The sequence below is a fragment of the Actinomyces graevenitzii C83 genome (assembly GCF_000239695.1).
GTDB lineage: Bacteria > Actinomycetota > Actinomycetes > Actinomycetales > Actinomycetaceae > Actinomyces > Actinomyces graevenitzii.
Genome location: NZ_JH470338.1, coordinates 895,360 through 912,067, shown reverse-complemented (window position 1 = coordinate 912,067; position 16,708 = coordinate 895,360). Strand labels below are relative to the sequence as shown.

Below are 16,708 nucleotides of genomic sequence, written 5' to 3'. Positions count from 1 at the left end.
TCCTTAAAAGTTTTGAGTTGTTGTGATTGGGGCGGGCAATGGGACGAAAGTATCTGTAACTAGCATAGATTGCCAGCCCACTAGAAATATTATTACGGTTTTAACTATGAAAAATAAGTCGGCTGCCTCCAAGGCCGCCAACAGCGAAAAACGCGCTGCCCTGGCGCCGCGCTACCTGGCTTTATTGTTAGGTGGCGTTTGCGTAATGGCTGGGCTCGACGCCGCCCTGCTGCGGCTAAACCTGCCCGCTCCCGTCACCGGGGCGCACCTGGCCGCGCTGCATGGGCCGCTGATGCTGGCAGGCTTCTTGGGCACAGTTATCAGCCTAGAGCGGGCCGTGGCCGCGCGTAGGCGCTGGGCTTGGGTGGCCCCCTATGCGCACGCCGTCGGCATGTTAGCGCTGCTGGCCGGGGCCCCAAGTGCGGTAGGTAAAGGGCTGTTGCTAGTGGGAGCGCTCGGCCTAGACGCCGTCTATCTATATATTTTGCGCACCCGCGCCGGGGCTGTGGCCACCCAAATTGAAGCCCTAGGGGCGCTCAGTCTCACGCTGGGTACCTGGCTGTGGCTAATGGATAAACCTCTTGAAACCGTGGCCACGCTTTGGCTGGAATTTCTGATTTTCACCATTATCGGCGAGCGCCTGGAACTAGCCCGCGTGGCTTTTATCGGCAAAGTTGAGGGGCGGGTTTTGGGCCTGTGCCTAGCGGTGCTTTCATTTAGCGCCCTGTCCCTGGTGTGGGGGCCAGCCCAAATCTTGGCGGCCGCAGCCCTGCTAGCCCTAGCGCTCATAATGGGCTACCACGATGTAGCTCGGCGCACTGTGCGCGGCAGTGGCCAAGTGCGTTTTGCCGGCTCCGCCATGCTAAGTGGCTACTTTTGGTTGGCTATTAGCGCCACGGTCTGGTGCCTTTACGGTTTTAATGGGGCTGCTTACGACGTCGTCATCCACACGGTCACAATCGGTTACGCCCTCTCAATGGTGATGGCCCACGCCTCCATTATTTTGCCCGGGGTGCTACACCGCCAACTGCCCTACCACCCGCTTATGTATCTGCCCCTTGGCGCCCTACACGGCGGCCTGATTGTAAGGGTATTAACCGCTAACCTTGGTGGCCTATCCTGGCAGGTAGGTGGAGCTGTTTCCATCACCGCAATAGTGCTGTTCCTACTTATCGCAGTTACCCGGGCGGTAACTGCCAAATAGTCCGATTATGCCCAGCTAAGCAACCAAGCTTCTGGCTTCCAAGCCCGCCTCGCTACCAAGAAAACTGCCATGGAAATCACCCAGCCCCCAGCCAAAAGCCCCCAACCCCGACCGCATCGGCGCACCACCCAGATAAAACGCAACGCTGTGGTGGTGGCTTGGATTTTTACTGCCCTGGTGCTGCTAGCTGGCAAATACGCCCAACTGTGGCCCAATCTAGATGCTTGGGCGCCGCTACATGCGGCCCTGCTAGGGGCCTTGGGTAGCGCTATCACTATTTGGAGCGCCCATTTTGCCGACACCCTCCTACACCGGCCCGCCTGGGGTGGAGCGCTGATGCTAAATGGGCGCCTAGGCCTGCACAGCGTGGGCGCCGCTCTGGTAATCACCGGGGTGTGCATTAATAGCCAGATCGTAATTGGCGTGGGGGCTAGCTGCGTGGCGGTGAGTGCGACGCTGGGCGTGGTGGCCATGGTGGTGCAAAAACGCCGCGCGGTGGCGGCCCGCATGGCGGCGCTGGTGGACTACTACATTTGCTCCCTCAGCTACCTAATGGTGGGGGCACTGGCCGGCTGGTCTATTAAATACTTTGACTTTAAAGGGCAAGCGGCCTGGTCAAACCGCATGTATTTAGCCCATGTGCCGATCATGGTACTGGGGGTTTTGGGTATCACTGTGCTGGGCACGCTGGTGGTGCTGTGGCCTACCATGCTGCGCACCAAGATGGAGCCGGTAGCCCCGCGTCAAGCGCAACGAGCTTTGCCCGGCCTGGCTTTAGCGGTGGCGGTGATTGCTTTTTCTGGGTTGTGGCGGCCCCTGGCTGGGATTGGGGCTCTGCTTTATCTGTTAAGCGCCGTCGCCGTGGTGGCGCCGCTGTGGCGTACCGGGGCACGCAAGGGGGTAACTAACTATGCGGGCCTGTCTACTGCCGCCGCCTTGGCTTGGCTGGCCTGGTGCGTAATTCGTTTAGGCGTGGGGGTTTCTTACGCCGCTAACGACGACGCCGCCCGCGCGGTGGCCCATGGCCTGCGTTTAGCGGTGGTTAGCGGTTTTGCCCTGCAAATCTTGCTGGCGGCGCTTAGCTTCTTAACCCCGGTGATGCTTGGGGGAGGCCCGGCAATGTCGCGCCTAACCCACGCCATTATGGACCGTTACACCTGGTGGCGGATCACCACCATTAACCTGTGCCTGGCGCTAGCTTGCCTGCCGCTGCCACCTGCGGTGCGGGGCGTAACCGGTTTGAGCGCGGCTCTGGCCGGGGCTTATTTCTTTGTGGCCGCAGGCCAAGCTATTCAGGCCCGACGCAAGGGAGACACTAGCGCCGCCCCGCCCTCCACCGTCACCTTAACTAAGACGGCCACTGCCGGTGGCGCTAAAACCCGGGCAGCTAAGAACACAAACGCCGCTGCCCAGAGGGCAGGTGCCGCGCCAACTGCGAGCGCGCAGAGTGCGGGGGCCACTGGCGCAACCCAAACCCCGGACCGACGCGGGGCCCTAGCCGGGCTGGTAACTGCCGCTGTCGCCGTCGTGGCTGGTGCAAGTGCCAGCTCAACCCAAACCCCGGGCGGACTTATGGGGCTAGGCACCGGGCAGGGCAGTGCCAGCGCTGGCGGCAGCGGCCAGGTGGTCAACGCCAACATCACCATTAAAGGCATGAGCTTTGTGCCCTCCAGTGTGGATGTGCCAGTGGGGGCGACGCTGCGGCTAACCCTGAAAAACACCGGCTCTGAAGTGCATGATTTAGTGCTGGCAACTGGGCAAACCACCGGGCGTTTAGCGGTGGGGGAGAGTAAAACCATTACGGTTAACAATGTGCGCGAGCCAATTGCTGGCTGGTGCTCGGTGGCCGGACACCGCGCCATGGGGATGGTGTTTGACGTGAAAGTGGCTGGGGCTTCCAGCAACACTAGCCACAGCGGGCACCAGCATTCGGCCAGCAGCCAAAGCGCCCAGGTGGATCTAAACTGGCAGCCGCCCAGCTACTTTAAAGCCCATGACGCGCGTGCCCCACGCCCCCAGGCGCCGGGCACAGTGCACCGCCACACTCTGCGCGTTAGCGAAATAACCGCCCAGGTGGGGGCGGGGGTAACCCAAAAACGCATGACCTATAACGGGGCTGTGCCAGGCCCGGTGCTGCGCGGCCAGGTAGGTGACCGCTTTGAAATCACCCTGGTCAACGACGGCACTATGAGTCACTCCATTGACTTCCATGCCGGGGTGCTGGCGCCCGATAAACCCATGCGTTCAATCTCGCCGGGCCAAAGCCTGCAATATAACTTCACTGCCACCCGCAGCGGCATTTGGCTCTACCACTGCTCAACTGCGCCCATGAGTGTGCACTTGGCAGCAGGTATGCATGGCGCGGTGATTATTGACCCGCCTGGGCTTAGCCAGGTGGATCACGAGTTTGTGCTGATCCAGTCGGAAATTTACCTAGGGCCTGAAGGTGGGTCCACCGATGAAGCTAAGGTGGCTGCCAAAACCCCAGATCTAATGGCGTTTAACGGCATGGCTTTCCAATACAAATACCGTCCCTTGCAGGTGGGGGTAGGCCAGCGGGTGCGTTTTTGGCTGATGGACGCGGGCCCTTCACTGCCGTGTACTTTCCACGTGGTGGGAGGCCAGTTTGACCAGGTGTTTTATGAGGGAGCCTGGACGCTAGGCGGGCCCGACCAGATCGGTGCGCGCTGGTCAGGTGGCTCGCAGGCGCTAAACCTGGGGCCCTGCCAGGGTGGCTTTGTGGAATTCGTGCCGCCGCAGGCGGGCCATTACACCTTTGTCACCCACGCTTTTGCCGACATGGAAAAAGGCGCCGTGGGCGTGCTGCAGGTGCAGTAGCTGGTCAGCGCAGAAGGCAGCTGGTCGGCGCAGAAAGTGGCTGGTCAGCCCAGAAGCTGGTTAGTGCGCTAGCTGCTTAGCAGCAGTCGCAAACACCTACCGAGCAGGTGGTTTTGTTGCGTTTTAGCTCCACCAGCCAGGCGCTAGCCAGCTGCGGGTGTAGCTTGAGCTCAGCGCTAGAAACCACCCTCACGCCACTGGAACGCGTCAGCAGCTCAGCAATATAGGCCTCGTGAATGATGCACACCAGGGGGTGGGGCCAGCCGCCTTTAGCGAATGGGCACGAGCGCAGCACTAGCTTGTTTTGGGCTAGTTCCGGCGCAAAACCCATAACCGTGAAGATAGGCCTGAGCTGGGCAATAGCGTTTTCCAGGCGCTGGGTCATGTTGGACTCATCGGCTGCGCTTGCCTCATCTACCCCGTTGGCGTCACCCGCCCCGTCAGCACATGCCTGGCTTAGGTTGCTGGACTTGGTGGCGACGGCGTCGCTGGTTGCTGCGGCTGCGCTTGCCGCTTCTGCGCTGCTAACGGCGCTGGGGGCGACGGCGCCACTGGTGCCCTGGAAGCCGGTTTGGGCAGGTTGCGGGCAGGTTAAGCCCGCCCAGTTTTTACCTACCGCAATAGCCTGAGCCACGCCATCGCTACCTTCAGCTAAAGAAATAGCGGTAGCAGTAATAACATCCAGATAGGTGCTTAAAATCTGGTTGGGATCCAGGGTAGTGACACTGTAAAGCAAGGTCGGACGTCCGCGCTTACCCGTGCGCATCGGCAGCGTGGTAACCAAGCCAGCGTTTAACAGTGCATCAAGATGCTCACGGGCAGTGTTGGGATGCAGCTTTAAGGTTTTAGCCACCTCAGCACTGGAAATAGGCTGGCCAGCGCCCTCAACTACTTCTAAAACTCGCCTTTGCGCCGGCAACAGGCTGATTTGCGAGCGAATATCATGCAATGATGAACGCACACTAGTTGGGTATGGAAGTGGTGAATGGGTCATGCGATGCCTCGCCAGATTGCTAGGTGTGTGGACCTTAGTCCCAGTCTACGTTACAAGTGTTTTTAAGCCTTAGTTGGATCTTGAGCATCCAGGGAGGCTGTCAGCAGGCGCCTAAAGGAATCTACCCGGCCGCAGCGAGTTTCGCGAGTAGAAGCCTCGTCTGCTTTATCCGCCCACTGGTCAAGTGCGCAGTCAATCACGCCAGGCTCGTGGCTGCAGCCACGTGGGCACTCTTGAGCTACCTGAGCCAAATCAGCAAAGCCGCGCAAAACGTCGTCGGCGGCCACATGCGCCACCCCGAAGGAACGTACCCCGGGAGTATCAATTACCCAACCGCCATCGGGATTAACCACAGCCTGCAAGTTAGTGGAGGTGTGGCGGCCGCGCCCAGTAACCTCATTGACATGCCCAGTTACTCGGTTAGCAGCCGGAACTAGGGCGTTAATCAGGGTGGATTTACCCACCCCAGAGTGGCCTACCAGCACCGAAACCTTACCGGTCAGGGCCTGACGCACCACCTCAATGCCGCTAATGCCACTTTCAGTGATAGTGGTTGCTAAGCAACGCACCCCCAGGGGCTGATACAGGCTCAGTAGCTCGGTGGGGTCAGCAAGGTCAGATTTAGTCAGCACCAGCAGCGGTTCCATGCCGGCGTCGTAGGCGGCCACTAAATAGCGGTCAATCATGCGTGGACGCGGGGGCGGGTCAGCTAAAGCCGTGACCACCACCAGCAAATCAGCGTTAGCCACCACCGGCTTTTGCGAGCCGGCACTGTCTCCATCCTCAGCGCTACGCAGCAGCAAGGTGCGCCGGGGCTCAATACGCACCATACGTGCCAAGGTGTCTTTGCGCCCCGACACGTCACCAACCACCGCCACTTGGTCGCCCACAACCACTTTGCCTCGGCCCAGCTCGCGGGCCTTCATGGCGGTAATATCGCCGCTACCATCCTCAGTTAGGGATGGGGCATCTAAGTGAATACGGTAATGGCCGCGATCAATACGGGTAACCATGCCGGTGACGGCATCAGCATGAGCCGGGCGCACTTTAGTACGTGGACGCGAACCCTTACCGGGACGCACCCGCACACGCGGATCATCGGTACCAATATCGCGTCTAGCCAATAGCCTCTCCTGCACTCTTAAGCATGGCGTCCCAAAGCTGGGTGAATGTGGGCATGGTTTTGGTGGTGGCATCCACATCATCCAGGCTAATTCCCGGCAGATTTAAACCCATAATAGCCGCGAAAGTTGCCATGCGGTGATCGGCGTAGGCCTCCAGGTGAGCTGGGTGCAAAGTACAGGGGTGGAAAACTAAATAATCCTGGCCCTCATCCACGTTCCCCCCAAGTTTGCGGGCCTGGGCGGCGATGGCCGCTAAACGGTCAGTTTCGTGACCGCGCAGGTGCCCAATACCCCAAATCTTGCTGGGCTGGCCCTGACTGGCAGCCACTAAAGCTAGCGCCGCCATGGTGGGTACCAGCTCGCCTTCCCCGCTGGCATCACGTTCAATGCCGCGCAGGGCGCCGCTGGAGCTAAGTAGCGTGCCCTGATCCAGCTGCACCTGGGCGCCGAAAAGCTTAAGGATTTCCACCCAGTTAGCCCCCACCTGGGTGGTGTGGGTGGGCCAATGCAAAATCCGCACCTGCCCGCCTGTAGCGGACACCAGCGGCGCGGCAATAAAAGGCCCCGCATTGGAAAGATCAGGTTCAATCACGCTGCGGCCCCCGCGCGGGCGCCCACTAACGCACCAGCTCAGCTGCTGGGCGCGGTAATCCTCGGGAGCCTGCACTTGCACGCCGCATTGGCGCAAGCTGGCCACACTCATCTGCAAATGCGGAACAGATACCAAAGGTTGCTTAGCGCTGATAGTTAAGCTTTGTGCCCTGCCAAGCTGCAAAGCCGCCCCTAGATACAGTAGGGCAGAGACAAACTGGCTCGATTTAGAGCCATCGACCTGCACCTGTAGATGCTCTTGAGGGTTTAAACCAGCGCCATGAATAGTGAAAGGCAAACGCCCGCGCTGCCCATGCCACTCAAATCTGGCCCCCAACGCCTCTAGGGCATCGGTTAGCGGCTCCATAGGCCGAGCCAAAGCCGCCTGATCACCGGTGAAAGTCAAACTAACGCCCAGGGCCAGGGCCAGGGGCGGTACAAAACGCATCACGGTGCCCGCCAGCCCACAGTCAATAACCGGGATGGAGTTGTCAGGCGGCAGGCCTGCCGGTTTTTGTACCTGGCTTGCTTCTGGAGCGGCTGAGTCTGTCTTGGGCGAGGCTGGGCCTGCCGGTTTTTGATCAGCAACCAGCGGAGTTACCTGCAGCAGGCCACCATGCCAGGTAAAGCGAGCCCCCAAAGTCTCCAGCGCCGCACGCATCAAGGCCGTGTCGCGGCTTTCAAGCAGACCCTCAATTTGGCTAGGGGCATCAGCCAGCGCCGCCGCCAGCAGGGCGCGCGCACTTAAAGACTTAGAGCCCGGCAGTGAAACAGTGGCGTCAATCGGTTCACTTGGGGTAGGACAGCGCCAAGCTTGCATTAGTCCTGCTCTTTACGACGACGCCGGCAGCAACGTCCCGGGCCATGGCCGTGGCCCTGGGGGCCGTGACCATGCGGGTGCTTGCCGTGCTTGCGGCACTGGTCCGGCTGACCATGATTGTGCTTGCGGCAGTGACCGTGACCGGGGTGAGAACCATGCGCCTTGCCGTTACAGCACTGGCCGGTGGCGCCGTCGTCGTCGGTAACAGCAACCCGCTTAAGCTTGCGACGCTGGCAAGCGGCCACCCCCAAAGCCAACAAACCGGCACTAAGCGCAGCCCCACGCAGCGCCGGAGTTAGCGACACCACCAGCTGCCGGCCATTGAAATAAGTGGAATTAATCAGCGTAACCGGCACATTCAAAGCCGCCAACGTATAGGCACTAGCCGCAGGGGCAATCGACAAACTCAAAGCCGTCCCCGCAACCGCGCTAACCGCCCCAGTAGCCGTAGCAGCCTTTTCAACCAGCGCCACCGGCGGCGTGGTTAAACCATAGGAACCTGCATATTCCAGCAAACCTTGAGCACGCTGGGCATGTTCATCACTATTAACCACAGCATCCAAACCATCAATGATGAAAGGCATAGCCGCTAAAGGACGCAAGAAAGGCAAAAGCACGCTCATAAACCCCATTGTCTCAAATAGGCCAGCATTGCTGATAGAGAAACCCTAAACGAAAGGGAATCACCACCGCCCCCAAAACGTTTAAGCCGGCATGAAATCACGATCCACCCGGCGCGTCACGCCCGTAACCGCTAGGCTGGTAAGTGATGAGTGAACAAACAACCGAAACGGACGCGCAGCGCTCGGCTCGCTTCCAGGCGGACGCTCTGCCTTACCTCGACCAGCTTTACGGGGCTGCCCTGCGCATGACCCGTAACAGTTCTGACGCCGAGGACCTGGTTCAAGACACCTACATGAAAGCCTTCGCAGCTTTCAACCAGTACCAGGACGGCACCAACCTTAAAGCCTGGCTGTACCGGATTTTGACCAATACCTTCATCAACTCCTACCGCAAAAAGCAACGCCAGCCCATACAGGCAGATTCAGACTCCGTTGAGGACTGGCAGCTGCACCGGGCCGCCAGCCACGATTCGGTAGGACTACCCAGTGCGGAAGACTTCGCCCTGGACTCTCTGCCCGACAGTGAAATCAAGTCTGCCCTGCAAGAGCTCAGCGAAGACCGCCGCCTGGCCGTGTACCTAGCGGATGTTGAAGGTTTCTCCTACAAAGAGATCGCCGAAATCATGGATACCCCGCTAGGCACGGTTATGTCGCGTTTGCACCGAGGACGCGCCCAGCTGCGCGAGTTACTAGCCGACTATGCACGTGACTACGGTTACGAGCAGAACGCTGAAACTAGCGCAGCCGTTGCGAAGGAGAAAACTCATGCCTGAAACCACCGCGAAAGGCTGTTCCTGCACCGAAACCTTGGCGCACCTACACGCCTTTGTTGACCGCGAATGCGACGAACAGCTCACCGCCCGCCTACAGGCGCATGTGGCCAGCTGCCCGCACTGCAAAGCCCAGGCCGACGCCGTACGTCACTTACAGGGTCTGTTGCGCTCGCGGTGTGCTGAGCAAGCCCCGCAATCCCTGGTGGAGCGGGTACGCACCCAACTGGCAGTGGTTAGCACTTGCGGATGCACTCCTGGCCTGTGCGAATGCGGCCATGGACGCGCAGAAAAGCGCACCACTACGCTGGCTACTTCCACCACGCTGGTTAGCGATTCGACTGTAGCGAGTGTGTCTCGCTCAGTGACCTACCGCAGTTAGCGGCGCTTGTCACTTGGTGGCATGGCGTCGAATGTGTAAAAATAGCCTAGTTATATGCCCCCTCGTGGGGTGTTAGTCCCTATTACGAGGAGGCCAGTATGTCCAAGCGCGGTCGTAAGCGTAAGGCCCGTGCCAAGGGCGGCGCTAACCACGGTAAGCGTCCCAACGCCTGAGTAAAACTTAGCGCTGAGCACCCAAGGTGCTCAGCGCTTTTTGTTTATGCAGCCAGTGGCAGGCGGCGAACCTTAGCTTTTACAGCCCCAGCCACTGGTTCCAACCCCGGTGCAGTACCAGCCAAGCCAATAGGCCGTAACCGGCCTGACCGGGGTAGGCGCCGTCGTTAAGCGCAATGTCAGTAAGCCACTGCTCGTGCTTAACCAGCGGGGTATAGGTGTCCACGTAGGTGACATTACGGCGGCGGCACACTTCACGGGCTGCATTGTTTAGAGCGGCCAGCGCCTTCGGGTTGGCTACGGTTAGCGGCGGCGGGCCAACCATCAGGCATTCAAGCTTTTCGTACATTACGGCGGCGTCGATGATATTGGCTAAAGCCAGGCTAGAGCGGGCCGTGCTGACATTGTGGGTAACATCTGCCACCCCAACCCCAATTACCAGTAGGTTGCGGGCGCCAGGAACAACCCGGCGGGCAGCCTCATCACGCCAACGGTTAGACAGCTGGGCGCTAACTTCACCAGGAACGGCCAGCGTAGACCAGGAGGGGGCATCAATAACCTCTAGCGAGTTGGTGCGCGCCATAACGCGCCCCACCCAGCCCAGGGCCCGTGCATCTCCGCGACCTGTAATCAGCTCATCGCCGATGAAGATCAGGTTGATCTCACTCACGGCCAGCATCCTTCCTGCTTGACTAGGGAAAAATCGTAGCATTGGCCCGGCCTGCAGATGCTGACCGGGCCAATACGCGCGTGTCTTTAGCGAGCAAAGCCCTACTTAGCGGGCAAAAGCCTCGTCTAGGATCAGCTTTTGCTGAGCTACGTGAGCTGCTGAAGTACCCACAGCCGGGGCGGCAGCCTCAGGGCGAGCCACCACTCGCGGCAAGCGTCCAGCCGTGATCGAGTCAGGCAGGTGCAGGGCCAACCAAGGCCAAGCGCCCTGGTTACGCGGCTCATCCTGGACCCAAACCAGCTCGGCTCCCGCAAACGGTGCCAGGGCCTCCAACAGGGCCGGCTCGTCGAGAGGATAGAGCTGCTCTAGACGCACGATGGCAGTGTGCTTATCTTCCGCGTGCTGGCGGTGGGCCAGCAGATCCCAGTAGATACGGCCTGAGCATAGCAGCACTCGATCCACCTTGTTCGCGGCGGCAGCAGCTAAAACTTCCGGATCAGTTTCACCAATGACAGTTTGCATGCCGCCGCTGATGAAGTCTTCTACCGGCGAGACGGCGACCTTCAAACGCAGCATCTGCTTGGGGCTGATCAGGATCAAAGGCCGGTGCGGTTCACGCCGAGCCTGGTCACGCAGGGTGTGGAAGTGGTTAGCCGGGGTGGAAGGCTGCACCACGCGCATGTTGTCCTGAGCGCATAGCTGCAGGTAGCGCTCAATGCGGGCACTAGAGTGGTCCGGGCCCTGGCCTTCCAAACCGTGCGGCAGCAGCAGAACCAGGCCAGAGTGCTGGCCCCACTTTTGCTCAGCGGAAGAGACGTACTCATCAATTACGGTCTGGGCGCCGTTAGCGAAGTCACCGAACTGGCCTTCCCAAATGTTTAGGCCCTCGCTGCGCTCTACCGAATAGCCGTATTCGAAAGCCATAGCGCCGTATTCGCTTAGCAGCGAGTCAACAATTGACAGCTTGGCTTGGTTGGGGGTCAGGTAGTCCAGCGGGGTCCATTCTGAACCGTTACGCTGGTCGTGCATGACGGCGTGACGCTGGGCAAAGGTAGCGCGGCGTACATCTTCACCGGTCATGTGCACCGGTACGCCTTCCATCAGCAGCGAACCAAAGGCCAGCAGCTCACCAAAGCCCCAGTCAATGCCGCCTTGGCGGCTCATGCTTTGACGCTTGCGTAGCAGGTTCATCAGCTTGCTGTGTACCTGGAAGCCTTCAGGGACAGATACCTGGGCGTCACCGATACGTTCAATCACTTCACGGGCTACCGCAGTGGGCTGTGAATGTGAAGTTTCGCCAGCCTTAGGGCCACTGTAGGCAGGGGTGTCAGCATTGAGGTGACCGGCGCGGGCCTCGTTAAGGATGTGCTCCAGGTTGTCGCGGTAGGCGTCCAGTAGCTGCTCGCACTGTTCTTCAGTGAGGTCTCCGCGCCCCACCAGGTTGGTGGTGTAAACCGAGAAGGTGGAGGGCTTGCGGTCGATCAGGTTGTACATAACCGGCTGGGTCATTGAGGGGTCGTCACCCTCGTTGTGACCACGACGGCGGTAGCAAACCAGATCGATAATGACGTCCTTGTGGAATTCTTGGCGGTATTCCCAAGCCCAGCGGGCTACGCGTGCCACAGATTCGGGGGCGTCACCGTTTACGTGGAAGATCGGCACCTGTAGCCCCTTAGCCAGGTCCGAGGGGTAGGTGGTGGAGCGTCCCAGCGCGTTACCGGTGGTGAAACCGATCTGGTTGTTGACGATCACGTGGATAGTGCCGCCGGTGTGGTAACCGGGTAGCTGGCTCATGTTGAGCACTTCGTAAACCACGCCCTGGCCTGCAAATGCGGCGTCACCATGCACCAAAATCGGCAAAACATTGTAGCTGCCGTCAGCGCCGGAGCCGCTGCGATCTAGCTTGGCGCGCACAATACCTTCCAGCACCCCATCTACTGTCTCCAGGTGGGAGGGGTTGGCAGCCAGGGAAACCTTGGTGGTCACATCATCGGTGCCGGTGAAGGTGCCGGTGGTGCCCAGGTGGTATTTGACGTCACCAGAACCCTGGCCGTTGGTCAGGTAGTTACCGTCAAACTCGTCAAAGACTTGGCCGTAAGACTTGCCGGCAATATTGGTAAGCACGTTTAGGCGGCCACGGTGGGCCATACCAATAGCGGCTTCTTCAATGCCATCATGTGCGGCGTCGTCGATCAGGCGGTCCAGCAGCACAATCAGTGACTCGCCACCTTCTAGCGAGAAGCGCTTTTGGCCCACGTACTTGGTTTGCAAGAACACTTCGAAGGCTTCTGCCTGCATCAGCTTGGTTAGGATGCGACGGCGCTCAGCAGTATCAATGCTGGGAGTAACACCTTCCATGCGTTCTTGCCACCAGCGACGCTGGGCTGGGTCTTGGATATGCATGTATTCCACGCCCACATAACGCGAGTAGGCGTCACGCAGCATCTGCAAAATTTCGCGCAAGGTGGCGCGGTCTTTGCCGCCCAGGCCGCCGGTGGGGAAGACCCTGTCCAGGTCCCACAGGCTTAGCCCGTAGGAGGAGAAGTTCAGGTCAGGGTGACGGCGTAGGCGGTAGGCCAGCGGGTCAGTGTCGGCGGCTAGGTGTCCGCGCTGACGGAAAGCGTGAATCAGCTCAGCTACACGGGCGGGCTTGCCGGCGTCGGCTAGCGGGTCGTAGGTGACGTCTTGGTCCCAGTGCACCGGTTCGTGGGGGATACGTAGCGCTTTGAAGGAGCGGTTCCAGAAGCCATCTAGGCCCATGAGCTTGCGTTCCATTAGACGCAGTAGCTCGCCGGACTGGGCGCCCTGGATGACGCGGTGATCGTAAGTGTTGGACAGTGTCAAGACCTTGCCTACAGCCTGGCGGGCTAGGGTTTCAGGGCTGGCACCAGCAAACGCGGCCGGGTAGGTCATGGCGCCTACACCCATAATCAAGCCCTGACCGGGCATTAGGCGCGGCACAGAGTTAAGGGTGCCGATCATGCCGGGGTTGGTCAGGGTGGCGGTGGTGTCCTTGAAGTCATCGACAGTTAGCTGACCCTTGCGGGCTCTAACTACCAGTGCGTCATAGGCGTCAATGAAACTAGCCAGGTCTAGGGTGTCGGCGTTCTTAACGCTGGGGACCAGCAGGCGACGCTCACCGTTAGCGCTGGGCACGTCAATTGCCAGACCCAGGTTTACGTGGGCGGGGTTGTGTAGCGCCGGCTTACCCTTTTCGTCCAGGGTGTAAGCCACATTCATTTCCGGCATCTCTGCCAGCGACTCCACCAGGGCCCAAGCGATCAGGTGAGTGAAGGAAACCTTGCCACCACGCGTGGAAGCTAGGTGAGTGTTGATTAGCAGACGGTTTTCAATCAGCACCTTAGCCGGGATAGCACGGGCAGAAGTAGCGGTAGGAATCTGGAGGGAAGCCTCCATGTTCTTGGCTGTGCGGGCACTGGCTCCCTTGAGGGTATCAACGCTTTCCACCACGCCGTTACTGGTTTCGCCAGCGTCACTATGCGCCTGGTTGTAGGCATAAGGTGAGGTGGGGGACTTGAACTGGGCTGTGGGTGCGGGTGGTAGGTCAGAGCGGGAAACATCCTCACTGGCCAAAACGGGGCGCCGGCTAGCGGAGGCGGTGGCAGCCCCGGGGATTTGCACGCCAACGCTAGCGCTAAGCGGCTTTGAGGGCGTGGCCGGCGACTGGCCTGCTAGATACTGCGGGTTTTCGCTGAAAAACTCGCGCCATGATTGGGTTACTGAGGCCGGGTCGGCTAGGTAAGCCTCCCGCATATCCTCGACAATCCATTCGTTGGTGCCAAAGCCCTGAGCGAAGTCGTTCTCAGACACGGTTAGCTGCTCCTTATATGGCATTGCGTGCTAAAACTGTGGTTTAAGTCTAATACTGCAAAGCTGACTTGCAGAGTACTTTGTAGCCTTTAGTCCTAGATATTTTTTAAATGTTCTCGCATGTTGAGCATCGCTTGGGGTTGCTAGGGCTGAAATTGGCTGCGCTGCCACGATGACGGCGCCCGGCACCAAGGCTGTGAGCTGGCTGCGTGCTAAAGCTGTGGGCTTGGTATAGCGTTAGTGGTACCAACTAGATTTTGATAGGGAGCTAAACGCTGCATGGTCATTAAATGGCTAATGATAGTTCTGGGGGTGCTACTTACCGCTGGGACTGCGGTGTTTGTGGCCGGAGAATTCGCCCTGGTGGCCCTAGACCCATCGGTTGTTGACGCCCGCGCTCAGGCCGGAGATAAACGTGCCGGGCGAGTATCCAAGGCGCTGCGTCACCTATCCACTCTGCTTTCGGGCGCGCAGGTGGGTATTACCCTAACCACCATTTTGCTTGGTTACACCATGCAGGCCGCCCTTAATGAGTTGCTTTCGCAATGGCTGAGCCCCTGGCTGGGGCAAACCCTGGCGGCCACCATCGCCGTGGTTAGCGCCCTAATTATTGTTAACGCCTTCTCTATGGTGTTTGGCGAGCTGATCCCCAAAAACGCTACCCTGGCTGATCCGCTGGCTGCTGCCGGTTTTGTTACCCCTTTCATCACCGGTTTCACCTGGCTGTTTAGGCCGCTAGTAAATCTGCTAAATGGTATGGCTAATGCTTTACTGTCACGCTTTGGTATTGAGGCTGCTGAGGAGGCCAGTGGAGCCCGCAGCGCCGGCGAGCTTACCGCCCTGCTGCGTCGCAGCGCTGAGGAGGGCACACTAGAGGTCTCCACCGCCCGCCTACTTACCCGTTCACTTGGCGTAGATGAGCTCAGCGCTGTAGATGTAATGACTGACCGTGGGCGCATTCACTGGCTGGAAGAATCCTCCACCGCCGCTGACCTGGTGGCTTTAGCCAGCCAAACCGGGCACTCACGTTTCCCTGTCTTTGGTGACTCTCCCGACGACGTACTTGGGCTAGTCAACCTGCGCCGCGCCATCGCGGTGCCCTATGAGCGCCGAGCCCAAGTGCCAGTGACTTCCTCTTCAATCATGACTCCCGCCCCGCGCGTACCAGAAACCATGCCCCTAGCTTCCCTGCTGGTGGAGCTGCGTGGATACGGCGAGCAGGAATCTTTCGGGTTGCAAATGGCCATTGTGGTGGACGAGTACGGGGGCACTGCCGGAGTGGTGACCTTGGAGGACGCCGTCGAAGAGATCGTGGGGGAAGTATCCGACGAACACGACCGCCGTCGCGCCGGCATCCACCTAGACTCAGCTGGGCGCTGGATCGCCCCCGGCTGGAGCCGCCCCGATGAGGTTACGGCCCGCACCGCCATCCGCATTCCCGACGACGGCCCTTACGAAACCCTGGGCGGCCTGGTCATGAATGAGCTGGGGCGCATACCCCAAATTGGCGATGAAGTAACCCTGTCCACCTGCACCATTTTGGTTGACGCTATGGAGGGGCGGCGCGTCACCCGCGTGCGCATCACCCCGGTTGAGCAGGAGCTGGAGGCTCTACAGTGAACCCCACTTTGGCGCTAATTTTGACGGTTATCCTACTGGTTGGTAACGCGTTTTTTGTGGGTGCAGAGTTTGCCATTACCTCCTCGCGCACCAGCCAACTTGAGCCTTTAGCCGCTGAGGGCAACTCGCGGGCGCGCACAGCCCTATGGGCCGTGCAGCATATTTCCGAGATGCTAGCTACCGCCCAGCTGGGAGTGACTTTATGCTCCACCGGCCTGGGTGTAATTGCCGAGCCGGCGCTGGCGCACCTGCTGGCGACTCCGCTACATGCGGTGGGTTTAGGGGCCGAAGTGGCCCACGGCCTGGCGGTAGTGGTGGCGTTGCTGCTAGTGGTTACGGCTCACGTGGTTTTGGGTGAAATGGTGCCCAAAAATGTTTCTATTTCCATGCCTGATAAGGCGGTGCTGATTTTCGCCCCCGCCCTGGTGGCTTGCGAGCGGGTAACCCGCCCGGCGGTAACCGCTTTAAATGGCCTGGCCAACGCGGTGCTTAAACTTTTTGGGCTAGAGCCACGCGATGAGATTGAAACTGCTTTCACCATGGAAGAAGTGGCTTCAATTGTGGAGCGCTCACGTGATGAGGGCGTGCTCAAGGATGACTCTGGGCTGGTGGCTGGGGCGCTAGAGTTTTCTGAGGAAACCGCCGGCTCAGTGATGGTGCCACTAAATAAACTCACCTGCTTGTCTGAGCAGTGCACTCCGGCCCAGGTGGAGGCGGAAGTAACCCGCACTGGTTACTCGCGTTTCCCGGTCACTAACGAGCAGGGCAAAATCAGCGGCTATATCCACCTTAAAGATGTGCTTTACGCCAGCACCGAAGAGCGTGAACAGCCGGTGGCGCCCTGGCGTTTGCGGGCTTTGGTGCCCGTACGTGCGCACGATGAGATTGAAGATGTGCTTGCTGCCATGCAGCGTACTGGTGCCCATTTGGGGTGGGTAACTAACGAAAGCGGGCAGATGGTCGGTGTAGTTTTCCTCGAAGATGTGCTAGAAGAACTGGTAGGGGAAGTGCGTGACGCTTTGCAGCGCCACCAGTTACGCTAAGTGTTAGATGCGTCAGTTTAGCTGC

Annotated in this window: 13 protein-coding genes; 7 read left to right on the top strand and 6 right to left on the bottom strand. The window is 59.5% G+C overall.

Annotated elements, in window-relative coordinates; all coding sequences use genetic code 11:
* Nucleotides 1-106: 106 nt before the first annotated feature.
* Nucleotides 107-1,204 (top strand): hypothetical protein, encoded by a 1,098-nt coding sequence (locus HMPREF0045_RS03930; protein WP_005985722.1) that lies wholly within the window; start codon nt 107-109, stop codon nt 1,202-1,204.
* Between the two features lie 69 nt (nt 1,205-1,273).
* Nucleotides 1,274-4,042, top strand: a complete 2,769-nt coding sequence (locus HMPREF0045_RS10955; protein ID WP_005985721.1) for a multicopper oxidase domain-containing protein — start codon at nt 1,274-1,276, stop codon at nt 4,040-4,042.
* Between the two features lie 76 nt (nt 4,043-4,118).
* Here HMPREF0045_RS10955 and HMPREF0045_RS09550 read toward each other — a convergent pair whose 3' ends face one another.
* From HMPREF0045_RS09550 to HMPREF0045_RS09545, 4 genes are all read right to left on the bottom strand, one after another.
* A complete protein-coding gene (locus tag HMPREF0045_RS09550) occupies nt 4,119-5,036 on the bottom strand; it encodes a helix-turn-helix transcriptional regulator (RefSeq protein ID WP_005985719.1) in 918 nt (305 codons plus the stop codon).
* Between the two features lie 62 nt (nt 5,037-5,098).
* Nucleotides 5,099-6,160 carry a ribosome small subunit-dependent GTPase A gene (gene rsgA, locus HMPREF0045_RS03915; RefSeq protein WP_005985717.1) on the bottom strand — a complete coding sequence of 354 codons (1,062 nt, stop codon included), beginning with the start codon at nt 6,158-6,160 and terminating at the stop codon, nt 5,099-5,101.
* Nucleotides 6,153-7,571: a 3-phosphoshikimate 1-carboxyvinyltransferase gene (gene aroA, locus HMPREF0045_RS03910; protein ID WP_005985715.1), complete on the bottom strand. Its 1,419-nt coding sequence runs from the start codon at nt 7,569-7,571 to the stop codon at nt 6,153-6,155. Before aroA ends, rsgA begins: the two co-directional genes overlap by 8 nt.
* Nucleotides 7,571-8,194, bottom strand: a complete 624-nt coding sequence (locus HMPREF0045_RS09545; RefSeq protein WP_005985714.1) for a hypothetical protein — start codon at nt 8,192-8,194, stop codon at nt 7,571-7,573. Before HMPREF0045_RS09545 ends, aroA begins: the two co-directional genes overlap by 1 nt.
* A gap of 146 nt (nt 8,195-8,340) precedes the next feature.
* On the opposite strand from HMPREF0045_RS09545, the gene HMPREF0045_RS03900 reads away from it, so the two are divergent.
* From HMPREF0045_RS03900 to HMPREF0045_RS11305, 3 genes are all read left to right on the top strand, one after another.
* A complete protein-coding gene (locus HMPREF0045_RS03900) occupies nt 8,341-8,967 on the top strand; it encodes a sigma-70 family RNA polymerase sigma factor (protein WP_005985712.1) in 627 nt (208 codons plus the stop codon).
* Nucleotides 8,960-9,346 carry a mycothiol system anti-sigma-R factor gene (gene rsrA, locus HMPREF0045_RS03895; RefSeq protein WP_005985710.1) on the top strand — a complete coding sequence of 129 codons (387 nt, stop codon included), beginning with the start codon at nt 8,960-8,962 and terminating at the stop codon, nt 9,344-9,346. Before HMPREF0045_RS03900 ends, rsrA begins: the two co-directional genes overlap by 8 nt.
* 98 nt (nt 9,347-9,444) lie before the next feature.
* Nucleotides 9,445-9,519, top strand: a complete 75-nt coding sequence (locus HMPREF0045_RS11305; protein ID WP_371327667.1) for a 50S ribosomal protein bL37 — start codon at nt 9,445-9,447, stop codon at nt 9,517-9,519.
* A gap of 79 nt (nt 9,520-9,598) precedes the next feature.
* Here the strand turns inward: HMPREF0045_RS11305 and HMPREF0045_RS03890 are convergent, their stop codons facing one another.
* Nucleotides 9,599-10,189 (bottom strand): GDSL-type esterase/lipase family protein, encoded by a 591-nt coding sequence (locus HMPREF0045_RS03890; protein ID WP_040315997.1) that lies wholly within the window; start codon nt 10,187-10,189, stop codon nt 9,599-9,601.
* Nucleotides 10,190-10,294: 105 nt separating this feature from the next.
* Nucleotides 10,295-14,044: a multifunctional oxoglutarate decarboxylase/oxoglutarate dehydrogenase thiamine pyrophosphate-binding subunit/dihydrolipoyllysine-residue succinyltransferase subunit gene (locus HMPREF0045_RS03885; RefSeq protein WP_040315700.1), complete on the bottom strand. Its 3,750-nt coding sequence runs from the start codon at nt 14,042-14,044 to the stop codon at nt 10,295-10,297.
* A 255-nt stretch (nt 14,045-14,299) separates the two neighbouring features.
* On the opposite strand from HMPREF0045_RS03885, the gene HMPREF0045_RS03880 reads away from it, so the two are divergent.
* Together HMPREF0045_RS03880 and HMPREF0045_RS03875 are read left to right on the top strand one after the other, a co-directional pair.
* On the top strand, nt 14,300-15,640 hold the full coding sequence (locus tag HMPREF0045_RS03880; protein WP_005985706.1) for a hemolysin family protein: 1,341 nt from the start codon (nt 14,300-14,302) through the stop codon (nt 15,638-15,640).
* A complete protein-coding gene (locus tag HMPREF0045_RS03875; RefSeq protein WP_005985704.1) occupies nt 15,637-16,683 on the top strand; it encodes a hemolysin family protein in 1,047 nt (348 codons plus the stop codon). The genes HMPREF0045_RS03880 and HMPREF0045_RS03875 overlap by 4 nt, the downstream gene beginning before the upstream one ends.
* Nucleotides 16,684-16,708 lie beyond the last annotated feature (25 nt).

Coding starts and splice junctions, on each gene's coding strand:
- HMPREF0045_RS09545 (WP_005985714.1), bottom strand. CDS start 8,194: ATGAGCGTGCTTTTGCCTTTCTTGCGTCCTTTAGCGGCTATGCCTTTC.
- HMPREF0045_RS10955 (WP_005985721.1), top strand. CDS start 1,274: ATGGAAATCACCCAGCCCCCAGCCAAAAGCCCCCAACCCCGACCGCAT.
- aroA (WP_005985715.1), bottom strand. CDS start 7,571: ATGCAAGCTTGGCGCTGTCCTACCCCAAGTGAACCGATTGACGCCACT.
- HMPREF0045_RS03930 (WP_005985722.1), top strand. CDS start 107: ATGAAAAATAAGTCGGCTGCCTCCAAGGCCGCCAACAGCGAAAAACGC.
- HMPREF0045_RS03885 (WP_040315700.1), bottom strand. CDS start 14,044: ATGCCATATAAGGAGCAGCTAACCGTGTCTGAGAACGACTTCGCTCAG.
- HMPREF0045_RS03900 (WP_005985712.1), top strand. CDS start 8,341: ATGAGTGAACAAACAACCGAAACGGACGCGCAGCGCTCGGCTCGCTTC.
- HMPREF0045_RS03880 (WP_005985706.1), top strand. CDS start 14,300: ATGGTCATTAAATGGCTAATGATAGTTCTGGGGGTGCTACTTACCGCT.
- rsrA (WP_005985710.1), top strand. CDS start 8,960: ATGCCTGAAACCACCGCGAAAGGCTGTTCCTGCACCGAAACCTTGGCG.
- HMPREF0045_RS09550 (WP_005985719.1), bottom strand. CDS start 5,036: ATGACCCATTCACCACTTCCATACCCAACTAGTGTGCGTTCATCATTG.